Below are 24,077 nucleotides of genomic sequence, written 5' to 3'. Positions count from 1 at the left end.
GCTTCCAAGGGCGCCGACACGGGATCCAATCTAGCGTTCCGCTCATGTCGGCATGTCCGCGGCGCTGGCCGCCGGTCGCGCCGCCGCTGATGGCGGACCGGGTTCGGCCGAGCCGGTTAGGCTCACGGAGGTGACCGACGCGAAGTCAAGTCCACAGCGGAAAATCGCCCTGTCCCGGCCTGCCGCGGAGACGGTGCATCCGATCGTCCGGGTGTCGGCGGAATGGGGCTGGCGGCTGCTGGTGCTGTTCGCGCTGGCGATCGCGGTCATGGCGATCGTGCAGAAATTGGCGACCGTGGTCATTCCGCTCGCCATCGCCCTGCTGGCGGCGGCCCTGCTCGCACCGCTGGTGGACTGGATGCAGCGATTGGGCGTGCCGCGGGCGGTGGGGGTGTTCGTCGCGCTGGTCGGCTCGATCGGTGTGGTCGCGGGCATCATGACCTTCGTCGTGGAACAGTTCGTCGCCGGTGTGCCGCAGCTGTCGAACAAGTTCACCGACAGCATCCATCAGATCCAGGACTGGCTGATCAACGGCAGGCTGCATCTGAGCAACGAGCAGATCCGCAACGTGGGCGACGCCGTCGTCAAGGCGATCCAGTCCAATCAGGACAGCCTGACCAGCGGGGCGCTCACTACCGCCACCGTGATCGGCGAATTGCTGACCGGCACTTTCCTGACGCTGTTCATCCTCATCTTCTTCCTGTACGGCGGCGACCAGATCTGGGAGTTCGTCACCAGGATCGTGCCCACCGACCATCGGGAGCGGGTCCGCACCGCCGGGCGGCTCGGGTTCGGCACGCTGGTCGGCTTCGTCCGCGCGACCGTCGTGGTCGCCGCGGTCGACGCCATCGGCATCGGCGCCGGGCTGGCCATTCTCGGGGTGCCCTTGGCGTTGCCGCTGGCCTCGCTGGTGTTCATCGGCGCGTTCATCCCGATCATCGGCGCGTTCCTGGCCGGGTTCATCGCGGTGTTCATCGCGCTGGTGACCAAGGGCCTGGTCACCGCGTTGATCGTGCTCGGCATCATCATCGCGGTGATGCAGCTGGAGGGACATGTGCTGCAACCGCTGCTGCTCGGGCGCGCCGTCAGCATCCATCCGCTGGCCGTGGTGCTGGCGATCACGGCGGGCGTGGTGATCGGCGGGATCGCGGGCGGTCTGTTGGCCGTGCCGTTCGTCGCGGTGATGAACACGGCGATCCGGTCGCTGCTCGACGGACCGGAGGAGTTGTACGAGGAGCTGCAGACCGGCGACGATCATCGGGGGCTGTACGCGGCCGACGCCGATCGACCCGATCCCGGCCGGTTCGACCTGGCCGCGACGCTGACGGAGGCGGCCGCGAAGCGGGCGGCGGAGCGGAAGGCGGGATCCGATGACGACGCGCAAGCAGGCGAAGGCAGCGCGCGGGACTGAGGTGGGCTCGGCCGACGTGGCGACCACCCCGCTGTGGCGGGCCGCGCAGGCGCTGCGGCTGGTCACGCTCCTGTACGCGGTCGGCCAGCAGATCGCCTCGGTGCCGTACTACACGAACCAGCGGTTGAGCTGGGTGCTCGTCGCGCTGATGGCGGTGTGGTCGGGCGCGTCGGCGATCATGTTGTCGCAGTGGCACTTTCCCGAGGTGGCCCGGCTGCGCACCTGGGTGGTGATCGGTGACCACGTGGTCGTGATCGGGCTGATGGCCGCCACCCGCCTGGTCGCCGACTACGGCTGGTACCACGGCCACCAGACGCTGCCGACCACGCTGTGGGCCACCAACGCGGTGATCGGGGCGGCGATTCTGCGCGGACCGTTCGCGGGCGTGCTGTCGGGAGCCTTGATCGCCGCGGTGTCGCTGACCGTGCGCGATCAGTGGGGCGAGGACGTGTGGACGGACGCGACGGTGCCGGTGCTCGTCTCGGTGGGCCTCGCGCTCGGGTTGGCCGCCAACACCGCCCGCCGCGCCCAGGACCAGTTGGAGCAAGCGGTGCGCCTGACCGCGGCGGCCGAGGAGCGCGAGCGGCTGTCCCGCGAGGTGCACGACGGGGTGCTGCAAGTGCTCAGCTACATCAAGCGCCGCGGCAGCGAGATCGGCGGTCCCACCGAGGAATTGGCGCTGCGGGCCGGTGAGCAGGAGGTGGCGCTGCGCGTGCTGATCACCGAGCAGGCCGATCACCGCGACGCGGGCGGAGCCGAGGTGGACCTGCGTCCGCTGCTGACGGCGCAATCCACCCCCACGGTGTCGGTGTCCACGCCCGGCGATCCGGTGCGGGTGGGCCGCTGGATGGCGAACGAGATCGCCTCGGCCGTGGCCACCGCCCTGTCCAATGTCGAACTGCACGCCGGGCCGGATGCTCGCGCATATGTGTTGCTGGAGGACACCGGCGACGAACTGGTGATCAGTGTGCGCGACGATGGTGTCGGCATCCCGCCGGGCCGGCTGGCCGAGGCGGAAGCCGAAGGGCGAATGGGGGTTTCCCGATCGATCGTCGGGCGGATCGCCGCACTCGGCGGCAGCGCGGACCTGCTCACCGAGATCGACGGCGGAGTCGGGTTCGGCACCGAATGGGAATTCCGGGTGCCCAGATGACCGGGAGCGGGAGGCGCGGATGACAGACCAGGCGGACGGATCCATCTCGGTGATGGTGGTGGACGACCACCCGATGTGGCGGGACGGCGTCTCCCGCGACCTCACCGAGGCCGGATTCCGGGTGACGGCCACGGCCGACGGTGTCGCGGCGGCGGGCAGGCGCGCGGCGGCGGTGCGCCCGGACGTGGTGCTCATGGACATGCAGCTGCCCGACGGCAACGGCGCGCAGGCCACCGCCGAGGTGCTGCGGGTGTCTCCGCAGAGCCGGGTGCTGGTGCTCTCCGCCTCGGCCGAGCGCGACGACGTGCTCGACGCGATCAAAGCCGGCGCCACGGGCTACCTGGTCAAGAGCGCGTCGGCGGCCGAACTGGTCGACGCCGTGCGCGCCACCGCCGCCGGTCAAGCGGTGTTCACTCCCGGCCTGGCCGGCCTCGTGCTCGGCGAGTACCGGCGGATGGCGACCGCCCCCGCGCAGCCGGACGAGCCGCACCGGCCCGCGCTCACCGAGCGCGAGACCGAGGTCCTGCGGATGGTGGCGAAAGGCCTGTCCGCCAAGCAGATCGCGACACGGCTGGGACTGAGCCATCGCACCGTGGAGAACCATGTGCAGGCGACACTGCGCAAACTGCAACTGGCGAACCGGGTCGAGCTGACCCGCTACGCCATCGAGCAGGGGCTCGAGTGATCCGGGTGGGCGCCCCCGAATCAGGGATCGCCCTGATGCGGTCGTAGCCCCCGGCTCGGTAACCTCGATCGCATGGGCGGGCCCGAATCGGTATCGAACGCGGTCGGCTCCGGCGGCGCGGTGGGCGATCGGGAACTGCGCGTGTCGGACGCCGAACGCGAACACGTCGGTCAGCTGTTGCAGCGCGCGGTCGGCCTCGGCATGCTCTCGCTCGGCGAGTTCACCGAGCGGATGGACACCGCACTGGCCGCCAAGACGCGTGGCGAACTGAACGCCGTCCTCATCGACCTGCCCGGCGTCCGCCTGGTCGGGCAGCCCGCCGCGCCGCCGTCGGCGTTCGTGAACTCCTCGCCCGCTTACGCAAGGCAGGCTCCCGGCTCGAACGCCACGGGCGCCGTGATCCGTTCCCGCATGTCCGGGTTGAACCGCCGGGGCTCGTGGCAGGTGCCGCCCACGCTGCATCTGAACAACTGGCTGTCCGGGATCACCTTGGACTTCACCGAGGCGATCATGTCGACCCAAGTGGTGGAGCTGCGGGTCGACGACTTCTTCGGTTCGATCACCCTGGTCGTGCCCGCGGAGGCCACCGTCGACCTGAACGGGCTGGAGCTGATCGGTTCCAGCGTGAACAACAAGGTGCGCACCGGGCCGCCGTTGGGCCCTCTGCATCTGGTGGTGCACGGCAAGATGCGATTCGGATCGGTCACCGCGAAACATCCGCTCATCGCGCAGTGGCGCCGGTTGATCGGTCGCTGAGCGGCCGGGTCAGGCGGCGGTCGGCACCGTGGCCAGCGTCGGGTAGTCGGTGTAGCCCTCCGCGCCGCCCACGTACATGAGGTGCGCGTCGCGAACCGGGTTCAGCGGCGCGCCCGTGCGCAACCGCTCGACCAAGTCGGGGTTGGCCAGAAAGGAACGGCCCAGCGAGATCATGTCCGCGCCACCGGCGAGCAGGCGCTGAGCGGCATGCCCGCCGCCGTCCTCGGGCAGCGGAACACCCCAGCCCAGATTCGGGTTGGCGATCAGGACGCCCGGCCACAGCGCCCGAATCCGCCGGAACAGCGGCTGATCCGGATCGGCGAAGACGTAGTGCAGGTAGGCGAGGCCCCTGTCCGCCAGCGCCGAGACGAGTGCGGGATAGATGTCCTCGGTGTCGCCCTCGTCGACGCCGTTGACGGAAACTCCGGGGGAGATGCGCACCCCGACGCGCTCGGCGCCGATCGCGTCGGCGATCGCCTCGACCACTTCCACGGTGAAGCGGATGCGGTTGGTCACGGTCCCGCCGTAGGAATCGGTGCGGTGATTGGTGTTCTGCGCGAGGAATTGATGCAGCAGATAACCGTTCGCGCTGTGCACCTCCACCCCGGCGAATCCGGCCGCGATGGCGTTTCGGGCGGCGGAGACGAAACCGGCGACGGTGGCTTCGATATCGGCGGTGGACATCTCCAGCGGCACAACGGCATCCTGCGCGCCGCTGGGAGTGTGGACGGGTTCCGGTAGCGGAATCGGCGAGGGCGCCATCGGGGTCAGGCCGCTGTTGTCCGGATGGCCGACCCGGCCACCGTGCTGGAGTTGCAGGAACATACGCCCGCCCGCCGCCGAGACGGCGTCGGTCACCGCACGCCACCCCGCGATGTGCGCGTCGGTGTAGATGCCGGGGATGTTCGCGTAGGTCTGGCCCACCCGGTTCGGCGTCGTCGCCTCGGCGATGATCAAGCCCGCGCTCGCGCGCTGGGCGTAGTAGGTCGCCATGAGCGGCGACGGCGTGCCGTCGGCCGCGGCGCGATTGCGGGTCATCGGCGCCATCACGAGACGGTGCGGCAGCACCAGGGAGCCGAGGGCCACGGGCTGGAAGAGGGCGGAATCCGCTGCGTTCGTCATGTTGATACGGTAAAACTTGACACCGATGTGAGATTCAAGCCGGAACGGGAAAGGCCAGGTGGCGGATGCGAATCGGGGAGCTCGCCGAGCGCACCGGCGTGAGTGAACGGTCGCTGCGGTACTACGAGCAGCAAGGCATGCTGGCCTCCGATCGCACGCCCGGAGGTCATCGAGACTATCCGGAACGGGCGGTGGACCGGGTCATCCACATCCAGGAGTTGCTCGCGGCGGGACTCACCAGCAAGAAGATCGCGCGCATCCTGCCCTGCATGCGCGACGCGGATGGCGGTCCCAACGAGTACGCCACCCCGGCGCTGGTCGCCGAGCTGCAGACCGAGCGGGAGCGGATCACCCGGACCATCGATGATCTCGTGCGCTCGCGGGAAGTGCTGGACGAGGTGATCGAACGAGCCGACGAACGGTCGTCGGCCTAGGTGTTGACCCCGAGCCGGCGGGCGAACGCACGCAGCGGCACCTTCCGATCGTGGTCGAGCAGTTCGGACACGATATGCCGGGGCAGCGTCTGGTATTTCAACCAGTCCGCGCCGCCCACCCGTTCCGCGGTGAGCAAGGCGTCCAGCGCTCGCTGATGCCTGCCGGTGCGGGTCAGCGCGACCGCCGTGTCGGCGAGGTGCCGGGCCCGGGAGGCCTGCGGGAGACTGCCGTTGGCAGGCATGTCCTTGGCGGCGGCCAGCGCCTCCGGGTAACGCTCCGAGGAGACGTTGACGTCGACCGTCTGCATGACGACCTGCGACGGGCCGAAATACGTCTCGTAGTCCTGCCGATCCGCGCCGATCCGCAGGGCGATCTCACTCGCGGTCTCCACCAGCGACAACGCGTCGGGCACGTCCTGCGCCCGGCCCGCCGCGGTCGCGCCCTGCAACACCAGTGAGCCGTAGGCGGACAGGTGCATCGGTGTGACGTCGCCGGAGGGCTCCACAGCCGCGGCCGCGTTCAGCGCGACGCCGCGGGACTCGTCGTAGCGGCCTTGCACCAGCAACTGCCAGGCCACCGATCCGCGGATGGTGGCCAGCAGCAGGGGATCGTTGCCGAGCTCGGCGGCGGCGAGCGCCTGCCGGATCGCCAGGAACGCCGGATCGGTCTGACCGAGATGCACCAGCGTGCATCCGGTCACCCAGTACATCCGGGCCAGCAACTCGTTGGCGGGCGCGACCGAACCGTTGTGCGCGGCGTGCACGGTGGCGCGGAGCTGGGTCAATCCGGGCGGCAGGATCGAGGTCAGCAGTTCGTAGCGACCGGACCAATAGGCGCCCCAGGCGTATTCGACCGAGCGACGGCCATCGTCGAGACTGACCGCCGCCTCCTCCTTGGTTTCGCCCAGCAGGTCATCGACCGGCGTCAAAGCGCGGCGGATGGCCACGATGCCCGCGTCCGGATCGGCGGACGGCACGCCCTGGCGCTTGCCGATCAGGTCGGCGATGTCCACGTCCAGGGCCCGGGCGATCTTCTGCAAGCTGGCGATGGATGCGGTCTGACGGCCGCCCTGCTCGAGCTTGCGCACCAGATCCACACTGACACCCGCCTGATCGGCGAGCTGGCGCTGCGTGAGCGCCTTCCCGCGGAACTGGCGGATCCGAACTCCGATCGACGCGTCGTCCATACCCAAGTCCTTTTGTTAAATCTGGGTTTCAGAGTACGACGCTATGTTATCCGCGACTACCGGAGTGGGACATTGCGTACGACTCGTTCGCTGCTGGTTGGAATACCGTTGCCTTTCTGCAACTTTGACTGCAAAGGGCGGCGGCAATGAAAATCATGCCGAATACCACCGTGCAGGCCGGGCGCGCCGATCGCGCGCGGCGGCCTGGTGCACAGATCACGCGACCGGGGCGCCACAGCGCAATTCGATCGGAACACCGCGTCAGCGCACGGTCCGCGAACACCGGAACACCGATGCGCGACCGGCGCGAGTTGCTATGCCGAAAGTCTGCCGTTATGACCGGATTCGGCTCCCATGATGCGGAGTAGAGCGATGTTCGAGGGCTGTCATACACCCCATGAAGTCGCACATCTGCTGCGGCATACCTACGGGCTTCCGGTCCAGGTTCTCGCCGGACGCCCGATCATCACCACCGGATCCATCATCGGGGCGATCGTCATGCCGCCGGAACTGGGCAGGAAGGTTCTGGCTCCGTTGAACCGCCAGCACACCGCCCCCGTGATCGCCGACCCGGGCGAACGCTCCTGGACCTTTCTCGTCACGCCCCCGAGCCCGGCTCGGCCGGTGGAGGTCCCGGTCCGACGCTGCCTCGCCGGTCACGGGGTCACCGTGGTCCCCGGCGGTCGCATCGTCGTGCTCCCCAGCTCCGATTCGTCGCTGGGCTGGCACTGGGCGGGTGAACCGGCGCCGGGCGTCCTGCGCATGCCGCCGCGCGGCGCGGTGATCGACGCCGTGCACGAGGTGGTCGGACTCCGCGCGCACTGACCACCTGGCGCGACCGGTCCGCATCCGACTGCCCCGGGTGCGGGCCGGTCGGGCCGGCTGGTCGGAAGCAGGGTAGAACCCGTCCGTCTACCAGGGGTAACTACTCATGCCCGCGCGCGGCGCGGAAACCAGCATGAAGTCATGACTACCTCCATCGATCCGGCGCTGCTCGCGCGGCTCTCCGGCGAGTTCACCACCTTGGGAACGCGGCTGGGCGTGCTCGGACGGGATCTGGATCTGCTGCGTGAGCAGGTCACCGCGGAAACGACCGGCCTTCAGGGGGATTCCGGCGCATGGACATCGAATGCGCCCGTGCCAGGGCGAGCGGGTGGGCCGGTATCCGGTTGGCCGGGTGCGTACGGGGCTGACGTAACTGGCGGGCGGTTATCGGGTGCGCCTGGCGCAGAGGAAACGCAACGGTCGGACTCCGGTACGCCGGGTGTGCCCGAGAGGGATGCTGCTCGTGCGTGGCGACTCGGTGCGCCGGGTGTGCCAGGGGCCGGGTCGGTATCCGGCGCGCAGGATGTGCCCGGGAGGGACGCGGCTCGCGGGTGGGCGTCCGGTACGCCGGGTGTGCCCGGGACCGGGGCAGCGCGCGAGCCGGCGTCGGGAGAGGCGATCGGTTCCGTACCTGGCGGAACCGGCGGCCCGGCGCTCGAAGTTCCCGGTGAAGCGGCAGCCGATGCGCCCGTTGTTCCGGTCGCGGTGCCGTCGGATACGGACGATGCGTCCGTGGGTGGCCGTTCCGGTAGGAGTGCGTCGTCCGGTGCGGCCCAGGGGACCACCAGCGGCGTAAACACGGGATCGTCCGATTCGGTCCCACCGGTGATGCCGCCCTGGCCGGGTTACGCGCCGACGACCGGTATGCCGGTTCCCCCTCCGCAGCCCGCGTACGTTCCGCGTTTCGCCCCGCCGCCCGGCGGCGCGTGGGGTGGCGCTCCGTGGCCGCCGAACGCGCAGGGGCCGATTCCGCCTCGTCCTCCCGTACCACCGCGCGTGAGGCCACCGGTGCCGCACACGCCGTGGTGGCAGCGCGACGGCGTGATCAGCCGGATCCTGGCGCTGGCCGGTGTCGCGGTGACGTTGATCGGCGTCGCGATGCTGCTGGTCCTGGCCGCGCAGGCGGGTTTCTTCGGACCGGTACCGAGAGTGGTTGCCGGTGCGGTTTTCTCGGTCGCGCTCGTGGGCGCGGGCGTGCGGGTCTTCCAGCGGACCGGCGGGCGGGTCGGTGGTATCGCGCTGGCCGTCACCGGTATCGCGGGCGCTTACCTCGACGTCGTCGCGGTGACGGCCGTCTACCACTGGCTGCACCCGGTGTTCGGGCTCGCCGTCGCCTTCGGTGTCGCCGCCGCGGGCGTCGGGCTGGCGATGCAATGGCGTGCACAGCCTTTGGCGGTGCTGGTCGTGCTCGCCGCGGCGGCGCTGTCTCCGGTGCTGACCACGCGGCCGGTGCTCCTCGCGTTCTTGATCGTGTTGCAGTGCGCCTGCGTACCGGTGCAATTGGCCAGGAACTGGCCGTATCTGCACGTGGCACGGACATTGCCGGCCGTACTGGCGACGCTCGCGTTCGTCACGGGGGCGGCCCTCGGTACGCCCGCGGCCGCGGAGCGCGCCTGGGTTCTCGCGGCCGCGGCGGCGGTCGCACTGGTCGGAGTCACCGGGACGATCGTCGTCGTCCGGCGCCGGGCCGCCGATCTCACCGCCTCGTCGACGATGGCGGCGGCGCTCGTGCCGATCCTCGTCGCTCCGGGGATGTACGAGCAACGAGTCGTCACCGTGTCGGTGGCGTCGATCATCGCGACGGTGCTCTTGCTCCTCGCTGCGGTGACTCTGGTGCCGAAACTGCATGCGCTTCTGCGAATTCCGGGGCATACCGCGCTCGTGGCGGCCCTCGCCGGCTCGATCGCGCTGCTCGAGGCGTGCGTCGGCGCGACCGAGACGCGGACGCTGCCCACGGCCTTGCTCCTGGTGGCGTCGGCCTTCCTCGGCGTGGCGGGCCAGCGGAGGTCGCGTCCGGCGGCGGGCCTCGGCACGGCCTTCGCGGTGCTCGGCGGCTTCGCGTTGCTGAACGTCGCGAGCCCCGAAGTCCTCGCTTCGCAGCATCGCTCGGAGGCGAGCCTCGGTGTGGCGAGCGTGCTCGGGGCGGTACTGGCCCTCGGTGTGGTGGCCGCGGCGCTCTGGTGCGCGCGGCGGCTGCCCGGCCTTGCCCGGGGCAGTGCGTGGCCGTGGATCGCCGCGAGCGTCGCGGGACTCTACGCGGTGACCACGGTGACGGTCTCGATCGGCGTCGCGACCGGCACGCCGAACGGGTTCCTCCTCGGCCACAGCGCCGCGACCATCCTCTGGATGGCGGCCGCGACCGGCGCACTCCTGTTCGGACTTCGCGAACTCGCCGACGCACCTGCGGTCGCCAAACTCGCGCTGGGCTCCGGTCTCCTGGTCACCGCAGCCGCATTGGCGAAACTGTTCCTCTTCGACCTGGCCACCCTGGACGGCTTGGTCCGCGTCGCGGCGTTCCTGATCGTCGGCATCCTGCTGCTCTTGGCCGGAACCCGCTATGCCCGGGCCTTCGCCGACGCGGGCACCGGCTCTGACGGAAACCGCGATGACGCTGGGGAAGCGGCTGAGCGAAAGATCGACGCCGACGGCTGAGCTGGTACTCACCAGGGGGGTGCTGCCCGGCCGATCAGGCTTGCTTTCGCAGACCTGGTCAGCGGTACTGCACAGCGCGTCCTGAGTAGGAGAAAGCCGCTGTGCCCGACGGGCGCAGCGGCTTTTCCATGGTCAGCGACTACGGCTCATTCGCGTTCGCGGCGGCGCAGCAGTTCGTTGACGCTCACCGTGCGGCCGTCGCCGCCGTGGTGCCTGCCCTCCTCGGGGACCCTGCCGATGTGGCGGCGGGAGGAGCGCAGTTCGGCCATCCAACTCTCGATGCTGCTGCGGTTGGTGGTGTCGGGACCGTTGTACGGCTCCGCGGGAGCCTCGGGTTCGGGTGCGCGATGCGCGGGACCTTCGGATGCGTCCGGAACCTCGGGCGGCAGGTGCCGCGCAGCATGAGGCTGTTGTACGAGGTCGACGGTCGGGTCCTGAGTGATGCCGGAGAGCGGGCGAGGTTCCGGTGCCCGCGTCGGGCGCGGAGCGGGGGGCGTGATCGGCGAGACGGCGGGCCGCGGGCTCGGCTCGGGAAGGATCACCGACGGCACACCGGCATACGGCGCGTTCAGGTCCTGGGACAGACCGGTGGGCGGCGCCGGTCGCGGCCCCGGGTTCGCGGGCGGCGCCGGCGGCCGCTGTTCCGCCTGATCGGGTGCCGAGCGAGGATCGTTCGGGACCTGGGAGATCCGCCGCGGGCGAATCGGTTCGCCCTGCGGGGGTGTGGAATTGCGCGGCGGTTCCGGTCGCTGCCTGCCCGGATCGAGCGGCGGCGGCGCGGGCGTCGCCTGCGGTGCGGATGACGGCGGGACCCGGTCCAGCCGCCTGGTCGGCGCTTCTGCCTCGATCTCGGCGACCGTGCGCGGCTTGCGCCTGCGCGGCACCTTGTTGGCGTCGGCCACCGCGGGGATCTGCATGGTCACCGGGTCGGTGATCGGCGTGGTCTTGACCAGGTCGACGACATCGCTCCCGCCGACCCGCTCGTCGTCGAGGATCGGCTCGCCGAGCCCGACCTTCTCCTGCACCTTCTTCATCCAGGCCGGGGCCCACCAGCAGTCGTCGCCGAGGAGTTTCATGGTGGCCGGGACGAGCAGCATGCGCAGCACGGTGGCGTCGATGAACAGCGCCGCGATCATGCCGTAGGCGATGTACTGCATCATCACCAGGTCGGAGAAGGCGAACGCTCCGGTGACGACGAGCAGGATCAGCGCGGCGGCGGTGATGATCCGGCCGGTCTGCGCGGTGCCGATCCGGACGGCCTCGGTGGTGCTCGCGCCCTGGGCACGCGCCTCGACCATGCGCGACATCAGGAAGACTTCGTAGTCGGTCGACAGACCGTAGATGATCGCGATGATCAGCACCAAGACCGGCGACATGATCGGCTGCGGAGTGAAATTCAACAGCCCGGCCCCGTGGCCATCGATGAAGATCCAGGTGAGGATGCCGAGCGTGGACCCGAGACCGAGGGCGCTCATCAGCGCGGCCTTGATCGGCAGCACCAGCGAGCCGAAGGTCAGGAACATCAGCAGCGTCGTCACGAACAACACGAGCGCGATCATCAGGGGCATCCGGGCCAGCAGCGCGTCGATGCTGTCCTTCTGGATGGTCGGCTGACCGCCTACGAGCATGGTGACGCCGTCGGGTAATTCCAGCGATCGGAGATAATCGATGGTCGGTTCGGCGTCCTCCGAATTGATCAACGTGACGGAGGTGTTGTAGATGGTCTTGTCTTTAGGGGCCGTGCGCGGAGGGTAATCGAATTCGCCCGCTAGGCCAGGAGCTTTGCTCGCCTCTTTGACCACCTTGCCCACCTGGGGGGCGAGGCTCGGATCATCGACCACGAAAACCAGCTCGATCGGGTCCGATTTGCGCAGCGGAAAGACCTTGTCGAATTCCTTCTGCGCCAGACGAGTCGGATTGTCCGGTGGCAGATACCGCTCGTTGATGCCGCCGAAACTGAGGTTCTTGACCGGGATGATCAGCAGCAGCAGAACGATGCACAGCGGAATCGCGATCTTGAGCGGATGCTTCATCACCCAGCGGGTGGACTGGCCCCAGAAGCCGCTTTCCACTTCGTCGGCGGTCTTCGTCTTGCGGAACCGCTTGAGCCCGAGCATGTCGACGCGCTTGCCGAGCACCGCCAGCATGGCGGGCAGGACGGTGATCGAGGTCAGCGCCGCCAGCGAGACCGTCGCGATGGCGCCGTAGGCGACCGATTTCAAGAAACCCTGTGGGAACAGCAGCATGCCGCCGAGGCTGGCGACGATCATCGTGGCGGAGAACACCACGGTGCGGCCCGCCGTCATCACCGATCTGCGGACGGCCGCTCTGGTGTTGTAACCCTCGGCGAGTTCCTCGCGGAATCGGCTCACGATGAACAGGCCGTAGTCGATGGCCAGGCCGAGGCCGATCATCGAGACGACCGGCGAGACGAACGAATTCACCTCGGTGAACTCGGTGATGAAGCGGACGATGCCCCACGCGCCGACCACGGTGAGGCCACCGACGATCAAGGGCAATCCGGCGGCGACGATACCGCCGAAGATGAAGAAGAGCAGCAGGGCCACCGCCGGAATGGCCAGGATCTCCATGCGCTTCTGGTCGTCGGCCATGGTGTCGTTCAGCGTGCCCGCCACCGCTTGCAGGCCGGTCACCTGCACATCCACACCGGGGATGAAGAAGACGTTCTTCACCTTCCGGTAGTTGCGCACCATGTCGGTGTCGTTGTCGCCCTTGATGGCGATGGACGCGAACGCGTACTTCTTGTCCTTGGAGCCGAAAACAGAGGCCTGAACCGGAATATTCGCGTCGTTGCGCCAGTAGATGCCGTTGACCTTGGTGATCTCGTCCGGATGCTCGCGAGGTAGACTCGCGAGATTCTCGACGATCTTGCCGCTGAATTCCGGATCATCGATGGTCTTGCCGTCCGGCGCCGTGTACAACACGATGACGTCGGAGTTGTGATCCCGTTCGAAGGCACCGTCTTTGATTCGCGCCGCGCGCGCCGACTCCGATGTCGGGTCATCCCACCCGCTGGAGCTGAGGTGGTCCTCCAACCCGAGGCCGTAGCCACCGAGAGCCAGAAGACCGGCCACGACCACGCCGATGACGGCGAAACGCAGCCGGTATACCAGATCGCCCCAGCGTGTGAACACTAAGCGACTCCTTGGGCGGGGCGAGAGGTGAGCAGTGCCGACAGCGGCCGGAACGGCTGCAGCCAGGCACCCTCGTCGGGCAACGAGTCGAGGCTCACCCGGGGCAGGGGTTCACGGAACACGCCCGGAATGTCCTCGAGGTCGATGAATTCGAGAGTATCGGATGTGACGGCCCAACTCGCGTGCTCGCGGAAGCCGAGTACCTGAACCGGCACTCCTTTGGCGGCGAGTTCCTCCAGCGGTTCGCGGAACGCCTGGCCGTCGGCCGAGGCGACCATGATGCCCGCCAGGCCGGCGCCGCGACTGCGCAGGGCGATGTGCGCGAGCATGTCGGCGTCGACGTCGGAGTCCTCGTCGATCTTGGGTTTGGCGAAGACCGCGTAGCCGACGTTGCGCAGCGCCTCCACCCAGGGCCGCACGACGTCGGCGGTGCCCGGCGCGATGTTGGTGAAGACGGTGGCCTCGGGCTCCACGCGATGCACCGCGCCCACCGACAGTTCGGCGGTCCGGGCCAGCAGCCAGCGGCCGAGCGCGTCGAAACGCGGGCGGTAGGCGGCGGTCGGACGACCGCCCAGGATGGCGCCGAGGCCCATGTCGAGGTTCGGGGCGTCCCACACCAACAGGACGCGGCGCACGTCCGGCCCAGCGCTGCCCAGGCCTTCCGCTCCGCTTCCGTGCACCTCCCCGGCAACATCGACCACTTCGTGGGCCATCTCACTGACGCTCATCGGTCGATCTTCCCCCATATGAGCTCGGTGATGGCGCTACCGGCGCGATGTGCCTTGCCTTCGAATTTCGTGACGGGACGCTCGAACCCGATCGGCGCGGTGGCGCGATGTTCCGCACTGACGCCGCCCGTGGCCTCGTTCAATCCTCTGAGCAGGGGCTCCGCCATACCGACCGCATGGATGTGCTCGGCATAGCCGGCATGGTCGGTGGCGACGTGCAGTACGCCGCCCGGCTTCAGGCGGCCGGCGATCAGCGCGACCGTCGCGGGCTGCAGCAGCCGCCGCTTGTGGTGGCGCGCTTTCGGCCACGGGTCCGGAAAGAACACGCGGACACCGGTTAGCGACTCTTCGGCAATCATGTTCTCCAGCACGTCCACCGCGTCGCCGCGCAGCAGCCGGATGTTCCCGATCGCCTCGCGCTCGATGCGCTGCACCAGCTGCGCGAGGCCGGGCTGATAGACCTCGATGCCGATCAGGTTCAGGTGCGGTTCGGCCTGCGCCATGGCGGCCGTCGCGGTGCCCGTGCCGCAGCCGATCTCGATCACCAGCGGCGCGTCGCGGCCGAACCAGGCGGCCGCGTCCAGCGGCTCGTCGGCGACCTCGCGGCCGATCGACGGCCACATCCGGTCCCAGGATTGCTGCTGGGTCGCGGTCAGCGCGCCCCTGCGCGACCGGAAGCTGGTGACTCGTGGGTACAGGCGGGAGCCGGTCTTGTGCCGGGGCCCGCCCTCGGCCGGAGCCGAAGCTGTGGACGGCGGGCCCGGAACTGACTCGGCAGTATGGTTCGCGGCGTCGTTCACGGCGTCCATTGTCCAGCATCCGGCGATCAGCGCGGCAAGCGGTTGTGCGCGCACCGCTGAGCAGGAGGTCAGGCGGCGCGCGCGGGCGCGACTGCGGCAACCGTGGGACGTTCCTGGCGCAGTGGTCTGCCCAGCGCGACCTTGGCCGCCGTCACCGCCATCTCCAGCAGGCCACGCACGCCCGAGGGCGAGGCCGCGACCGACCAGACGGTGCGGTCGCCGACGTCGCTCACCGGTTGCCCGGCGAACCGGTCGGCCAGCCAGTCCAGGCTGATCGGCGTGGACAGCGGCAGCAGGGAGAAGTGCTCGCTGAGCCGGTCGCGGACGTAGGTCACCGCGGCGCCGCCGCGGCGGTAGCGCGCCACCTGCCCGTCGATCCCCTCGATGTGGATGACCTGATCGTGGATCGGTTGCACCACGAGCAGCGGGCAGGCGGGCGTCGTGTTGCCCAGCCGCAGGTCATCGAACATCGCCCGCAACTCGGGGGTGTCGAGCACCTCCGCGAGCGGGCGGTCGAGGAAGTCGTCCACTTTCTTGCCGGCCAGCCCGAGGATGGCGCCCACGGGGGTCGCGTTCTCCGCGCGGACGACGAATCGGTGGCCTTCCGGACCCAGTTGGTCGTCGATCAGCGAGCTCAACGCGGGATACAGCCTTCGCAGGGCGGCGATGACGATGGCGGGCAGGCCGGCGTAGGGGGTGCCGTTGAGCCGGTCGAAGACCTGGCGCGGGTCGCCGACCGGGGCGCCGAGCACCGCGCCGACGATGTCGAGCTCCGGGGCATAGGTCGGCGCCATCTCGACCGTCCAGGAGCTGGCCATACCGCCGCCGGAGTAGCCCCATACCGCTACGCGGGTCTGCGGGCCGAGGCCGAGCGGGCCGAAGCGCAGGGCGGCGCGGATGCCGTCGAGCGCGCGGTAGCCGGGCTCACGCGGCGCGCCGAAGTTCCCGTGCGGGCCCTCGTGGTCGGCGATGGTCACCGCCCAGCCGCGCCGCAGCGCGTTCGCGACCAGCAGCCATTCGAGCTGGGTGATCGAGCCGAGGGCGCGCGCGCCGCGCCGCAGGGCGTAGGACGGGGAGCATTTCTCCGTGACCGCGTCCATCGCGGTCTGGAAGGCCAGCAGTGGGCGATCTTCGTCGGGTTCCGCGTCGACCGGCAGCAGGACCGTGGTGATCGCCGCTTCCGGCGCCCCGTGTAGATCGCAGCTGCGGTACAGTAGCTGCCAGGCCGAGACCTGTTGCGGCACAATTCCGAACAGCGCTACGTCGATTTTCCTGCTGCGCAGGATGGTGCCGGGCGCTTTGGCCGCGAACCCCTTGGGCGGTCGATGGAACGGGTCCGTGCTGGGCAGCAAAGGCTTGCGGTCCGCGGGACAGGCCGGTTCCGGGTCGACAGCGCCGATGACATTCGCGGTCATCGCAACCTCCTCATCGTCGAGGTCGGTTGCCGCATGCGAAAGTTCAAGTTGCGCACCGGGTATGGTGCCGACCACTCCAGCAGGGTAAGTGACCGGCGGGCGTCTGGGAACCCCGGAGTACACGGCATTCCCGGCACTAGACTTCCCGGGCATGAGCAGACCGACAGTATTCATCACCGGCGCGGCGGCTGGTATCGGCCGGGCCACGGCCTTGCTTTTCGCTGCGCAGGGGTACCAGGTCGGGGCTTACGACATCGACGAAGTCGGGCTGACCAGGCTTTCAGGTGATATCACAGCCAAGGGTGGCGTCGTTCACACCGGAGTGCTCGATGTGACGAACGCCACTCAATGGGCGGAGCGTCTCGCGGAGTTCCACGCCGCGACCGGACGGCTGGACATCCTGGTCAACAACGCGGGGATCCTGCGCGCCGGGCCGTTCGACGCGATCGAACTCGCCGCCCATCGGGCGATCGTCGAGGTCAACCTGGTCGGCGTGCTCACCGGAACGCACAGCGCCTTCCGCTACCTGCGCGACACCCCGGGTGCCCAGGTGGTCAACCTGTGCTCGGCATCGGCGATCTACGGCCAAGCCGAACTCGCGACTTACGGCGCCACCAAGGCGGCGGTGAAGAGCCTCACCGAGGCGCTGGACCTGGAATGGGAGCGCTACGACATCCGGGTGCTCGCGATCTGGCCGTTGTTCGTGGCCACGGCCATGGTGGACGGGGTGACGACCGGGACGACGAAGTCGCTGGGAGTGCGGCTGACCGCCGACGACGTCGCCGCCGGGATCTGGGAGGCCACCCGCAAGCGCGCGCGGCTGCCGAAGGTGCACTACGAGATCGGCGCGCAGGCGAAGGTGCTGGCGACGGTGGCGAAATACGCGCCGAACTGGGCCGTGCGCACCGCGAACAAATACTTCAGCGGCAGCTGAGCGGTCGAGTCTGTCCAGGGAGCGGACTTCTGACAGAATTGCGCACCGTAAAAGGGGGTGGGCAGCATGCCGACAGTCACTGATTCCGACGGGCCGGTGCGGGAGCGCGGCGTTCCCACATCCGCCCACGATCAGCTCGACAAGCTGCTCGCCGAGCTGCGCTTCGGCACGGGGCGTGACCCGCAGATCGGGTACGCCGCGGCCGCCGCCGTCACCGCTTGGCGCAAACCGCCGCGCATCCAGGTGACCGGGCGCGCGCACGCGGGCCGCTCCACGGTGCTGCACGCGCTCGCGCTCATGTCGGCGGTGGAGACCGATCCGGTGGACCGGCCCGGAGCGCCCGACCCCGACCTCGACGCCGACATCATCGTGTACGTGTTGTCGGCCGCGCCGACACCCGCCGACCGCAGGGTGTTGGCCACGCTGCCGCCGCAGCGCGCGATCGCGGTGCTGAACAAGGCCGACGCGATCGGCTCCCGCTGGGGTGATGCGGTGGCCGCGGCCCAGCAGTACGGCCGTGAGCTGCGGATACCGGTGGTTCCGGTGGTCGCGTCACTGGCCGTGCGCACCAGGTCGGGCGCGTTGACCGGTGCCGATCTGGAGCTGCTGCGCAAGCTCGCCGCCGACGCCGACCCAGCGCTGATCCTCGCGCCCGACCTGTTCCTCGCGCCGGGACCGGACGCCGCCGAGCGCGAACAGCTGCTGCGGCGCTGGGATCTCTACGGCGTGGCCTGCGCGTGCACGGCCCTGCGCCACGATCCGGACCTCGCTCCCCAGGCGCTGCTGCAGATCCTGCACGCGGCCAGCGGCATCGACGCGCTGCACCAGTTGTTGCACCGCCGCTACGAGCAGGTGTCCGCGTTGCGCGGCGGCGAACTGCTCGACGAGCTGGCTCGGCTGGCCGCTCGCGCGGTCCCGGAGGAGGGCGGCCGCGCGCGCGACCTGCTGGAGTCCTATCTCTACGGCGACGACGCCGTCTGGCTCGGCCTCTGCGCGGGTCTCGCGGGGCCGGAGGTGGCCCACCTCGCCGCGGGGTATGCCGCCCCGGCGCCCGCCGACGCCGACGACGCGCTCGCCCGCGCGACCCGCTGGCGCGCCGTCGTCGCCAGTGATATGCCTCCTGCCGCCCGCCGCGCCGCGTTGCGCGTGCACAACGGATACGTCCGACTATGGGAACGGATGAGCAGTGCCGGTCTCTGAACCTCCGGAATCGGCGACGGCGAGTAGGCCGCCCGAGGCGGATGCCCCGTCGCGCGCGGGGGACTCGTCCGCCGACGGGGCATCCGGACGGGCCGCGACCACGCTGACGCCCGAGCTCGCGGCCGTGGTGGAGCGGTGGAATCCGCAGGGCATGGCGCTGCTGCGCGCGGTGCACGGCTCCGGCGGCGCGGGCGCCGTTGTGGTGATCGGCCCCGCCGACGTGAACACGACCTTGTTGCGCACCGAGCTGGCCCGGTTCGAACCGCGCGTCACGCTGTCCGAGCCGCCCGCGGACGCGGGCGCGGGGTTGGAGGCCACCTCGCCCGCCGGTGCGGCCCCGCCCGCGGTGGCGTTGATCCTGCTCGACGCGGGCACCATCATCGGCGCGGACCTATTGGGCGTGATCGGCCGGTTGCGCGCGGACGGCACCCGCCTGCTGCTCGCCATGAACGGCGTCCACGCCTACCAGGACTGGCGGGCGGTGCGGGAGCGCGACTTGGAGTTGCTCGCCGCGCAAGGGGCGGGCGACCTGGACATCGTGCCGGTATCGGCGCGGCTCGCGGCCGCGGCGCGCACCGCGGGCGACGCCGGACTGCTCGATCGCTCCGGTGTCGGGGCGCTGCACGCGCAGCTCACCGCGGCCGCCGCCGCGGGGGGTGACCGGCCGGGCGCGGTCACCGCACGGGTGCTGGCCGATACCCGCCAGCGGGTGGCCGAGCAGGTGGCGACGCTGCGCTCCGGCGCCGAACCGGCGCGGCTGCGCGAGGAACGCGCCGTCCTGCTGGCCGGGCGCGACGGCGGACGAGCGACCGCCATGTCCACCTTGCGCGGGCAGCTGCACCTGGCCCGGGTGGATCTGATGACCGAGATCGGAGCGAGCATCCGGGCGCTGCACACTGCCGTGCGTGCCGATCTGGACCGGCTGCGCCCCGCCGATCTCGCCGGCTATCCGGCCCGGCTCCAGCAGTCCGTCACCGAACTGACCGGTGCTCTCGACCACGTCATCGATGAACGCATCGCCGATCTGAGCGCCCGGATCGAGAGCGGAGATCGCGGTGCGCCGACGCGACGGCGCGACCCGGCTCCACGGGTCGGACCGGATCCGGAGCCGCGCCATCGGGGTGTCGAAGATCACCTTATGATCGCGCTCGGCGCGTCGGCCGGTGTCGGCCTCGGTCGCTTGCTGGTTGCTCCGTTCTCCCTCGTCCCCGCCCTCGACGTCGCGACCGTGCCGGTAACGCTGCTGCTCGGCGGGGGCGCGGCGGCGTGGGTGGTGCGCGCCCGACGCCAACTGGCCGATCGAGCGCACATCCGGCAATGGGTCGCCGACGCGCTGGTCAACGTAAAAGCACAGCTCGAGCAACGTGTGGTGACCGCGCTCGTGGAAGCGGAGACCGTTTTGGCCGATCATGTGGTCCAAGCAAGCACCGCGCGAATGGTCGAGACGGATCGCCGGGTGGCCCGGTTGGAGGCCGATTTGCGCCGGATCGCGGCCGAACGGCCGGGGCAGCTCGCCGCGTGCGAGCGCGACATCACGATCCTCGATCGGTGGATCTCCCCTGTTGAAACGAACGACCGATTGGGTACACAGTGAGGAACCCGATACCGTACCGGCCGTCACATCGCGTTAACCTCTATTCAGGAACTTGGGCGTCCGCTAAGTCCTGATCTGCCGCCCTCCTGGGTGCGTGTTCGACCGGTCGGAGCGGGCGCCTTCCCGCCAACGGTGGCGCTCGGTGCATTCGCGCTGGTCATGGGCCTAGGGCCAGGCGGCGAAGCAGCGAGTAGCCGCCCATCTCAGGAGAGTTTTCATGACGTCAGCGACCATTCCTGGTCTTCGTGGATCCGACGGCAAGGCGCCGACCGAGCACAGCGAACTACTCGCCTGGGTACAAGAAGTCGCCGAACTCACCCAGCCGGATCGAGTGGTGTGGGCGGACGGCTCCGACGAAGAGTGGGAGCGGCTGACCGAGCAGCTCGTGGCAGCGGGGACGTTCAAGCGCCTGGACGAGAAGAAGAAGCCGAACTCCTTCCTCGCTCTCTCCGATCCCTCCGACGTGGCCCGGGTGGAGTCCCGCACGTTCATCTGCTCCAAGACCGAGGCCGACGCGGGCCCGACCAACAACTGGGTCGACCCGGCCGAGATGCGCGCCACGATGACCGAGCTGTACCGCGGCTCGATGAAGGGCCGCACCATGTACGTGGTGCCGTTCTGCATGGGCCCGCTGGGCGCCGACGACCCGAAGCTCGGCGTCGAGATCACCGACTCCGAGTACGTCGTGGTGTCGATGCGCGTGATGACCCGCATGGGCGCCGCCGCCCTGGAGAAGCTCGGCGCCGACCGTCCGTTCGTGAAGGCGCTGCACTCCGTGGGCGCGCCGCTGGCGGAGGGTCAGGCCGACGTGCCGTGGCCGTGCAACGACACCAAGTACATCACCCACTTCCCCGAGGACCGGGAAATCTGGAGCTACGGCTCCGGCTACGGCGGCAACGCGCTGCTCGGCAAGAAGTGTTACTCGCTGCGGATCGCCTCGGCGATGGCCCACGACGAGGGCTGGCTGGCCGAGCACATGCTGATCCTCAAGCTGATCTCCCCGGAGAACAAGGCGTACTACATCGCCGCCGCGTTCCCGAGCGCCTGCGGCAAGACCAACCTCGCGATGATCCAGCCGACCGTGCCGGGCTGGCGCGCGGAGACCCTGGGCGACGACATCGCCTGGATGCGTTTCGGCAAGGACGGCCGCCTCTACGCGGTGAACCCCGAATTCGGCTTCTTCGGCGTCGCGCCGGGCACCAACCGCAGCTCGAACCCGAACGCCATGGCCACCATGGAGGCGGGCAACACCGTCTACACCAACGTCGCGCTGACCGACAACGGCGACGTCTGGTGGGAGGGCCTGGAAGGCGAGCCCGATCATCTGATCGACTGGAAGGGCAACGACTGGTACCTCCGGGAGACCGAGACGCTGGCCGCCCACCCGAACTCCCGCTACTGCACGCCGATGGCGCAGTGCCCGATCCTGGCGCCCGAGTGGGACGACCCGCAGGGCGTGCCGATCTCGGCGATCCTGTTCGGCGGCCGCCGCAAGACCACCGTCCCGCTGGTCACCGAGTCCTTCGACTGGCAGCACGGCGTGTTCATGGGCGCCACGCTGTCCTCCGAGCAGACCGCGGCCGCCGAGGGCAAGGTCGGCACCGTCCGCCGCGACCCGATGGCCATGCTGCCGTTCCTGGGCTACCACGTCGGTGACTACCTGGGCCACTGGATCAATGTCGGCAAGAACGCCGATGCCGCCAAGCTGCCGAAGATCTTCTACGTCAACTGGTTCCGGCGCGGTGACGACGGCCGCTTCCTGTGGCCGGGCTTCGGCGAGAACTCCCGCGTGCTGGAGTGGATCGTCGGCCGCATCGAGGGTTCCGCGCAGGCCGAGGCGACCGCGATCGGCAACGTGCCGACCGCCGCGCAGCTCGACCTGGACGGGCTGGACGTCGACGCCGAGGACGTCGACGAGGCGCTCGCCGTGAACGCCGAGGAGTGGCGCAAGGAGATCCCGCTCATCGAAGAGTGGTTCGAGTTCGTCGGAGACAAGCTGCCTTCCGGCGTGCGTGACGAGTTCGAGGCGCTCAAGCAGCGTCTGGGCTGACACTCCACCCAAAGTAGCATTCGCCCGCACCATCTGGCAGATGGTGCGGGCGTTTTGTTCTGCGCGACAGACGTTTTGCGCGCACTGCGGGGGAATCCGGTGGGGCGACCGCGTTATTCGTGGAACGGTGACAGCCGGATCATGGTCAGGAAGCCCGCGCGGTTGAGCCAATGGATGCGGCCTTCCGGCATGGCCTTCGCTTCCGCCCGGAACGCCGCGATCACGTGCCGCTCGAATTCCAGGCGCGGGTGCCGCCGCAGCAGTTCGATGACCCAATCCCGGTCCAGTTCCGCGAGCCGCGTCCCGAGCACGTCCACGGACGCTCCGGCGGAGACGAAGCCGCCGGGATCGCCGAGATCGTCGGCGACGCCGGGCGTGATGTGCGCGGCGATCGCCGCGCCGATCGCGTCGGCCCGTTCCGGCGTGGCACCCGCATCCCGTGCGATCGCGGCTGCCCGTTGGCCGCCGACCACCGCGAAACACTTTCCGGTTGTGGGTCTTTCGAGTTGCAGGTCGTGCAGCAGGCAGGAGACGTAGACGAGTTCGTCGTCGTAGGGTGCGCCGTCGAGTTCGGCGAGGACCCGCCCGAAGTAGTAGGTCCGCAACGAATGGTGCAGCACATGCGGCGACAGCGACTCCCGCGCCTCGGTTTCCGCCGCGACGGCGAGCTTCGAATCGGGGAGCCGCAGACCGGCGAACTCCAGTTTCCCGCGGCCGCGCCTGCCCAGCGCGATCCGGACCCGGTTGGGCGCCATGGCGGGCAACGTACGGGCGATCGCGACGGCCAGTCCGCGGCGTTGCTCCTTCGACAAGGCGCCCCCCGTGCGGGTGGCCCATGCCCAGTCGAGACCCGTCGGTGCGGCCACGATGTCCTCCTTCTCCCCGGTCATTCGGTATGCCCTTGGAGTCAAGTGTGCGGCGAGGCCCGCGACGAGTGGCGGAAATGACAGTAATGCTCGGATTCGTGCCAAACTGCTGGGGATGAAGCAAGTGGTGGCGCTCGCGCTCGACGGGGTGATGACCTTCGACCTGGCCTGCGCTGTGCAGGCGTTCCGGCACGGGCCGGGGAAGGCGGGGGAGCCGTCCGGCTTCGAGATGCGGACGTGTGGGGTGCGGCCGGGTCCGGTGTGGACGCCCAACGGCTTCGACCTGCGGGTCGAGCACGGACTGGAGGCGCTGGCGGACGCGGATGTGGTCGTCGTGCCCGGAATCGGCATTCCGACGCTGCCGACGCCGCCGCGGGCGTTGACCGCGTTGCGGAGCGCGGCCGGGCGCGGCGCGACCATGGTGAGCATCTGCGTCGGTGCGTTCGTTCTGGCCGAGGCCGGACTCTTGGACGGACGACCGGCGACGACGCACTGGGCCTACTGCGGCGAGTTCGCCGAGCGGTATCCGGCGGTGCGGCTGGACCCCACCGCGCTGTACGTGGACGACGGTGACGTGCTGACTTCGGCCGGGCTGTCGGCGGGCCTCGATCTGTGCCTGCACATGGTGCGCCGGGAGCTGGGCGCGCACGCGGCGGCGGAGCTGGCTCGGTGGAATGTCACCGCGCCGCACCGGGAGGGCGGCCAGGCGCAGTACATCCCCGATGGACCGGCCGCGCGTGCCACCGACGGAGGTCTCGCCGCGACTCTGGCCTGGGCGGTCGCCGAACCCGCTGCGGCAGTGGACGTTTCCGCACTGGCCGCGCACGCGTTGATGAGCGAGCGCACCTTCATCCGCCGCTTCAAGGCGGAGGTGGGCACTACGCCGCGGCGCTGGCTGGACGCTCAGCGCACCGCTCGGGCCAGGGAACTTCTGGAAACCACATGTTTGCCAGTGGAAGTCGTCGCGGCCAAGGCCGGGTTCGGCAGCGTCACCGCGTTGCGGGTGCACCTGCGTGCGGCGACGGGCGCCACACCTGCCGCCTATCGCCGATCAGTGGGCGGGTGAGTTCGCCGCAGTGACCACGAATGCCATTGCAGGAGAAGTCATTC

At 69.6% G+C, this 24,077-nt stretch carries 19 protein-coding genes; 12 read left to right on the top strand and 7 right to left on the bottom strand.

Features of this window, described 5'->3' with window-relative positions; all coding sequences use genetic code 11:
• Positions 1-130 precede the first annotated feature (130 nt).
• The 4 genes from GVY64_RS25500 (at position 131) to GVY64_RS25485 (ending at position 4,005) form a co-directional block, all read left to right on the top strand.
• On the top strand, positions 131-1,411 hold the full coding sequence (locus GVY64_RS25500; protein WP_442939628.1) for an AI-2E family transporter: 1,281 nt from the start codon (positions 131-133) through the stop codon (positions 1,409-1,411).
• Positions 1,371-2,564 carry a MacS family sensor histidine kinase gene (gene macS, locus GVY64_RS25495; protein ID WP_159846351.1) on the top strand — a complete coding sequence of 398 codons (1,194 nt, stop codon included), beginning with the start codon at positions 1,371-1,373 and terminating at the stop codon, positions 2,562-2,564. The genes GVY64_RS25500 and macS overlap by 41 nt, the downstream gene beginning before the upstream one ends.
• Before the next feature lie 19 nt (positions 2,565-2,583).
• Entirely contained in the window at positions 2,584-3,249 is a 666-nt protein-coding gene (locus GVY64_RS25490; RefSeq protein ID WP_159846348.1) for a response regulator, read from the top strand.
• A 120-nt stretch (positions 3,250-3,369) separates the two neighbouring features.
• The gene (locus tag GVY64_RS25485) at positions 3,370-4,005 is read left to right on the top strand and encodes a DUF1707 SHOCT-like domain-containing protein (RefSeq protein ID WP_159846566.1); all 636 of its coding nucleotides are present in this window, start codon (positions 3,370-3,372) and stop codon (positions 4,003-4,005) included.
• Between the two features lie 9 nt (positions 4,006-4,014).
• On the opposite strand, the gene GVY64_RS25480 is transcribed toward GVY64_RS25485, so the two are convergent.
• On the bottom strand, positions 4,015-5,127 hold the full coding sequence (locus tag GVY64_RS25480) for an alkene reductase (protein ID WP_159846345.1): 1,113 nt from the start codon (positions 5,125-5,127) through the stop codon (positions 4,015-4,017).
• Between the two features lie 65 nt (positions 5,128-5,192).
• Between GVY64_RS25480 and GVY64_RS25475 the strand changes: the two genes are divergently transcribed.
• Positions 5,193-5,561, top strand: a complete 369-nt coding sequence (locus tag GVY64_RS25475; RefSeq protein WP_159846342.1) for a MerR family transcriptional regulator — start codon at positions 5,193-5,195, stop codon at positions 5,559-5,561.
• Here GVY64_RS25475 and GVY64_RS25470 read toward each other — a convergent pair.
• Entirely contained in the window at positions 5,558-6,748 is a 1,191-nt protein-coding gene (locus tag GVY64_RS25470) for a helix-turn-helix domain-containing protein (protein ID WP_159846340.1), read from the bottom strand. The genes GVY64_RS25475 and GVY64_RS25470 overlap by 4 nt on opposite strands.
• A 372-nt stretch (positions 6,749-7,120) precedes the next feature.
• Here GVY64_RS25470 and GVY64_RS25465 point away from each other — a divergent pair, with 372 nt between their 5' ends.
• Positions 7,121-7,573: a hypothetical protein gene (locus GVY64_RS25465; RefSeq protein ID WP_159846337.1), complete on the top strand. Its 453-nt coding sequence runs from the start codon at positions 7,121-7,123 to the stop codon at positions 7,571-7,573.
• A gap of 1,008 nt (positions 7,574-8,581) precedes the next feature.
• Complete coding sequence (locus GVY64_RS25460; protein ID WP_236567168.1) at positions 8,582-10,225, top strand: DUF2339 domain-containing protein; 1,644 nt, start codon at positions 8,582-8,584, stop codon at positions 10,223-10,225.
• A 146-nt stretch (positions 10,226-10,371) separates the two neighbouring features.
• On the opposite strand, the gene GVY64_RS25455 is transcribed toward GVY64_RS25460, so the two are convergent.
• Genes GVY64_RS25455 through GVY64_RS25440 form a run of 4 tightly spaced genes read right to left on the bottom strand, consistent with a single transcriptional unit; the run spans position 10,372 to position 16,323 of the window.
• On the bottom strand, positions 10,372-13,380 hold the full coding sequence (locus GVY64_RS25455) for an MMPL family transporter (protein ID WP_159846334.1): 3,009 nt from the start codon (positions 13,378-13,380) through the stop codon (positions 10,372-10,374).
• Positions 13,380-14,108: an NYN domain-containing protein gene (locus GVY64_RS25450; RefSeq protein WP_084488352.1), complete on the bottom strand. Its 729-nt coding sequence runs from the start codon at positions 14,106-14,108 to the stop codon at positions 13,380-13,382. The genes GVY64_RS25455 and GVY64_RS25450 overlap by 1 nt, the downstream gene beginning before the upstream one ends.
• Positions 14,105-14,917: a tRNA (guanosine(46)-N7)-methyltransferase TrmB gene (gene trmB, locus GVY64_RS25445; RefSeq protein ID WP_159846331.1), complete on the bottom strand. Its 813-nt coding sequence runs from the start codon at positions 14,915-14,917 to the stop codon at positions 14,105-14,107. The genes GVY64_RS25450 and trmB overlap by 4 nt, the downstream gene beginning before the upstream one ends.
• A gap of 59 nt (positions 14,918-14,976) precedes the next feature.
• The gene (locus GVY64_RS25440) at positions 14,977-16,323 is read right to left on the bottom strand and encodes a lipase family protein (RefSeq protein WP_159846328.1); all 1,347 of its coding nucleotides are present in this window, start codon (positions 16,321-16,323) and stop codon (positions 14,977-14,979) included.
• A gap of 151 nt (positions 16,324-16,474) precedes the next feature.
• Between GVY64_RS25440 and GVY64_RS25435 the strand changes: the two genes are divergently transcribed.
• From GVY64_RS25435 to GVY64_RS25420, 4 genes are all read left to right on the top strand, one after another.
• Positions 16,475-17,257, top strand: coding sequence for an SDR family oxidoreductase (locus tag GVY64_RS25435; protein WP_159846325.1), 783 nt, complete (start codon positions 16,475-16,477; stop codon positions 17,255-17,257).
• 66 nt (positions 17,258-17,323) lie between these two features.
• Positions 17,324-18,457 carry a hypothetical protein gene (locus tag GVY64_RS25430; protein WP_159846322.1) on the top strand — a complete coding sequence of 378 codons (1,134 nt, stop codon included), beginning with the start codon at positions 17,324-17,326 and terminating at the stop codon, positions 18,455-18,457.
• Positions 18,444-20,051 (top strand): hypothetical protein, encoded by a 1,608-nt coding sequence (locus GVY64_RS25425; protein ID WP_236567166.1) that lies wholly within the window; start codon positions 18,444-18,446, stop codon positions 20,049-20,051. The genes GVY64_RS25430 and GVY64_RS25425 overlap by 14 nt, the downstream gene beginning before the upstream one ends.
• A 217-nt stretch (positions 20,052-20,268) precedes the next feature.
• The gene (locus GVY64_RS25420; protein WP_159846319.1) at positions 20,269-22,101 is read left to right on the top strand and encodes a phosphoenolpyruvate carboxykinase (GTP); all 1,833 of its coding nucleotides are present in this window, start codon (positions 20,269-20,271) and stop codon (positions 22,099-22,101) included.
• A 113-nt stretch (positions 22,102-22,214) separates the two neighbouring features.
• On the opposite strand, the gene GVY64_RS25415 is transcribed toward GVY64_RS25420, so the two are convergent.
• Positions 22,215-22,991 (bottom strand): HD domain-containing protein, encoded by a 777-nt coding sequence (locus GVY64_RS25415; RefSeq protein ID WP_159846316.1) that lies wholly within the window; start codon positions 22,989-22,991, stop codon positions 22,215-22,217.
• 85 nt (positions 22,992-23,076) lie between these two features.
• On the opposite strand from GVY64_RS25415, the gene GVY64_RS25410 reads away from it, so the two are divergent.
• Positions 23,077-24,033, top strand: coding sequence for a GlxA family transcriptional regulator (locus GVY64_RS25410; protein WP_201298148.1), 957 nt, complete (start codon positions 23,077-23,079; stop codon positions 24,031-24,033).
• The last annotated feature ends 44 nt before the right edge of the window (positions 24,034-24,077 follow it).

It is taken from the genome of Nocardia sp. CY41 (genome assembly GCF_009829325.1).
Taxonomy (GTDB): domain Bacteria; phylum Actinomycetota; class Actinomycetes; order Mycobacteriales; family Mycobacteriaceae; genus Nocardia.
The sequence above is the reverse complement of the archived record's forward strand: the minus strand, read 5'-3'. Positions and strand labels throughout refer to the sequence as shown.

Excerpts from the sequence above, each read along its gene's own strand:
- macS (WP_159846351.1), top strand. The coding sequence starts at position 1,371 with ATGACGACGCGCAAGCAGGCGAAGGCAGCGCGCGGGACTGAGGTGGGC.
- GVY64_RS25490 (WP_159846348.1), top strand. The coding sequence starts at position 2,584 with ATGACAGACCAGGCGGACGGATCCATCTCGGTGATGGTGGTGGACGAC.
- GVY64_RS25480 (WP_159846345.1), bottom strand. The coding sequence starts at position 5,127 with ATGACGAACGCAGCGGATTCCGCCCTCTTCCAGCCCGTGGCCCTCGGC.
- GVY64_RS25475 (WP_159846342.1), top strand. The coding sequence starts at position 5,193 with ATGCGAATCGGGGAGCTCGCCGAGCGCACCGGCGTGAGTGAACGGTCG.
- GVY64_RS25470 (WP_159846340.1), bottom strand. The coding sequence starts at position 6,748 with ATGGACGACGCGTCGATCGGAGTTCGGATCCGCCAGTTCCGCGGGAAG.
- GVY64_RS25465 (WP_159846337.1), top strand. The coding sequence starts at position 7,121 with ATGTTCGAGGGCTGTCATACACCCCATGAAGTCGCACATCTGCTGCGG.
- GVY64_RS25450 (WP_084488352.1), bottom strand. The coding sequence starts at position 14,108 with ATGAGCGTCAGTGAGATGGCCCACGAAGTGGTCGATGTTGCCGGGGAG.
- trmB (WP_159846331.1), bottom strand. The coding sequence starts at position 14,917 with ATGGACGCCGTGAACGACGCCGCGAACCATACTGCCGAGTCAGTTCCG.
- GVY64_RS25440 (WP_159846328.1), bottom strand. The coding sequence starts at position 16,323 with ATGACCGCGAATGTCATCGGCGCTGTCGACCCGGAACCGGCCTGTCCC.
- GVY64_RS25435 (WP_159846325.1), top strand. The coding sequence starts at position 16,475 with ATGAGCAGACCGACAGTATTCATCACCGGCGCGGCGGCTGGTATCGGC.
- GVY64_RS25430 (WP_159846322.1), top strand. The coding sequence starts at position 17,324 with ATGCCGACAGTCACTGATTCCGACGGGCCGGTGCGGGAGCGCGGCGTT.
- GVY64_RS25420 (WP_159846319.1), top strand. The coding sequence starts at position 20,269 with ATGACGTCAGCGACCATTCCTGGTCTTCGTGGATCCGACGGCAAGGCG.
- GVY64_RS25415 (WP_159846316.1), bottom strand. The coding sequence starts at position 22,991 with ATGACCGGGGAGAAGGAGGACATCGTGGCCGCACCGACGGGTCTCGAC.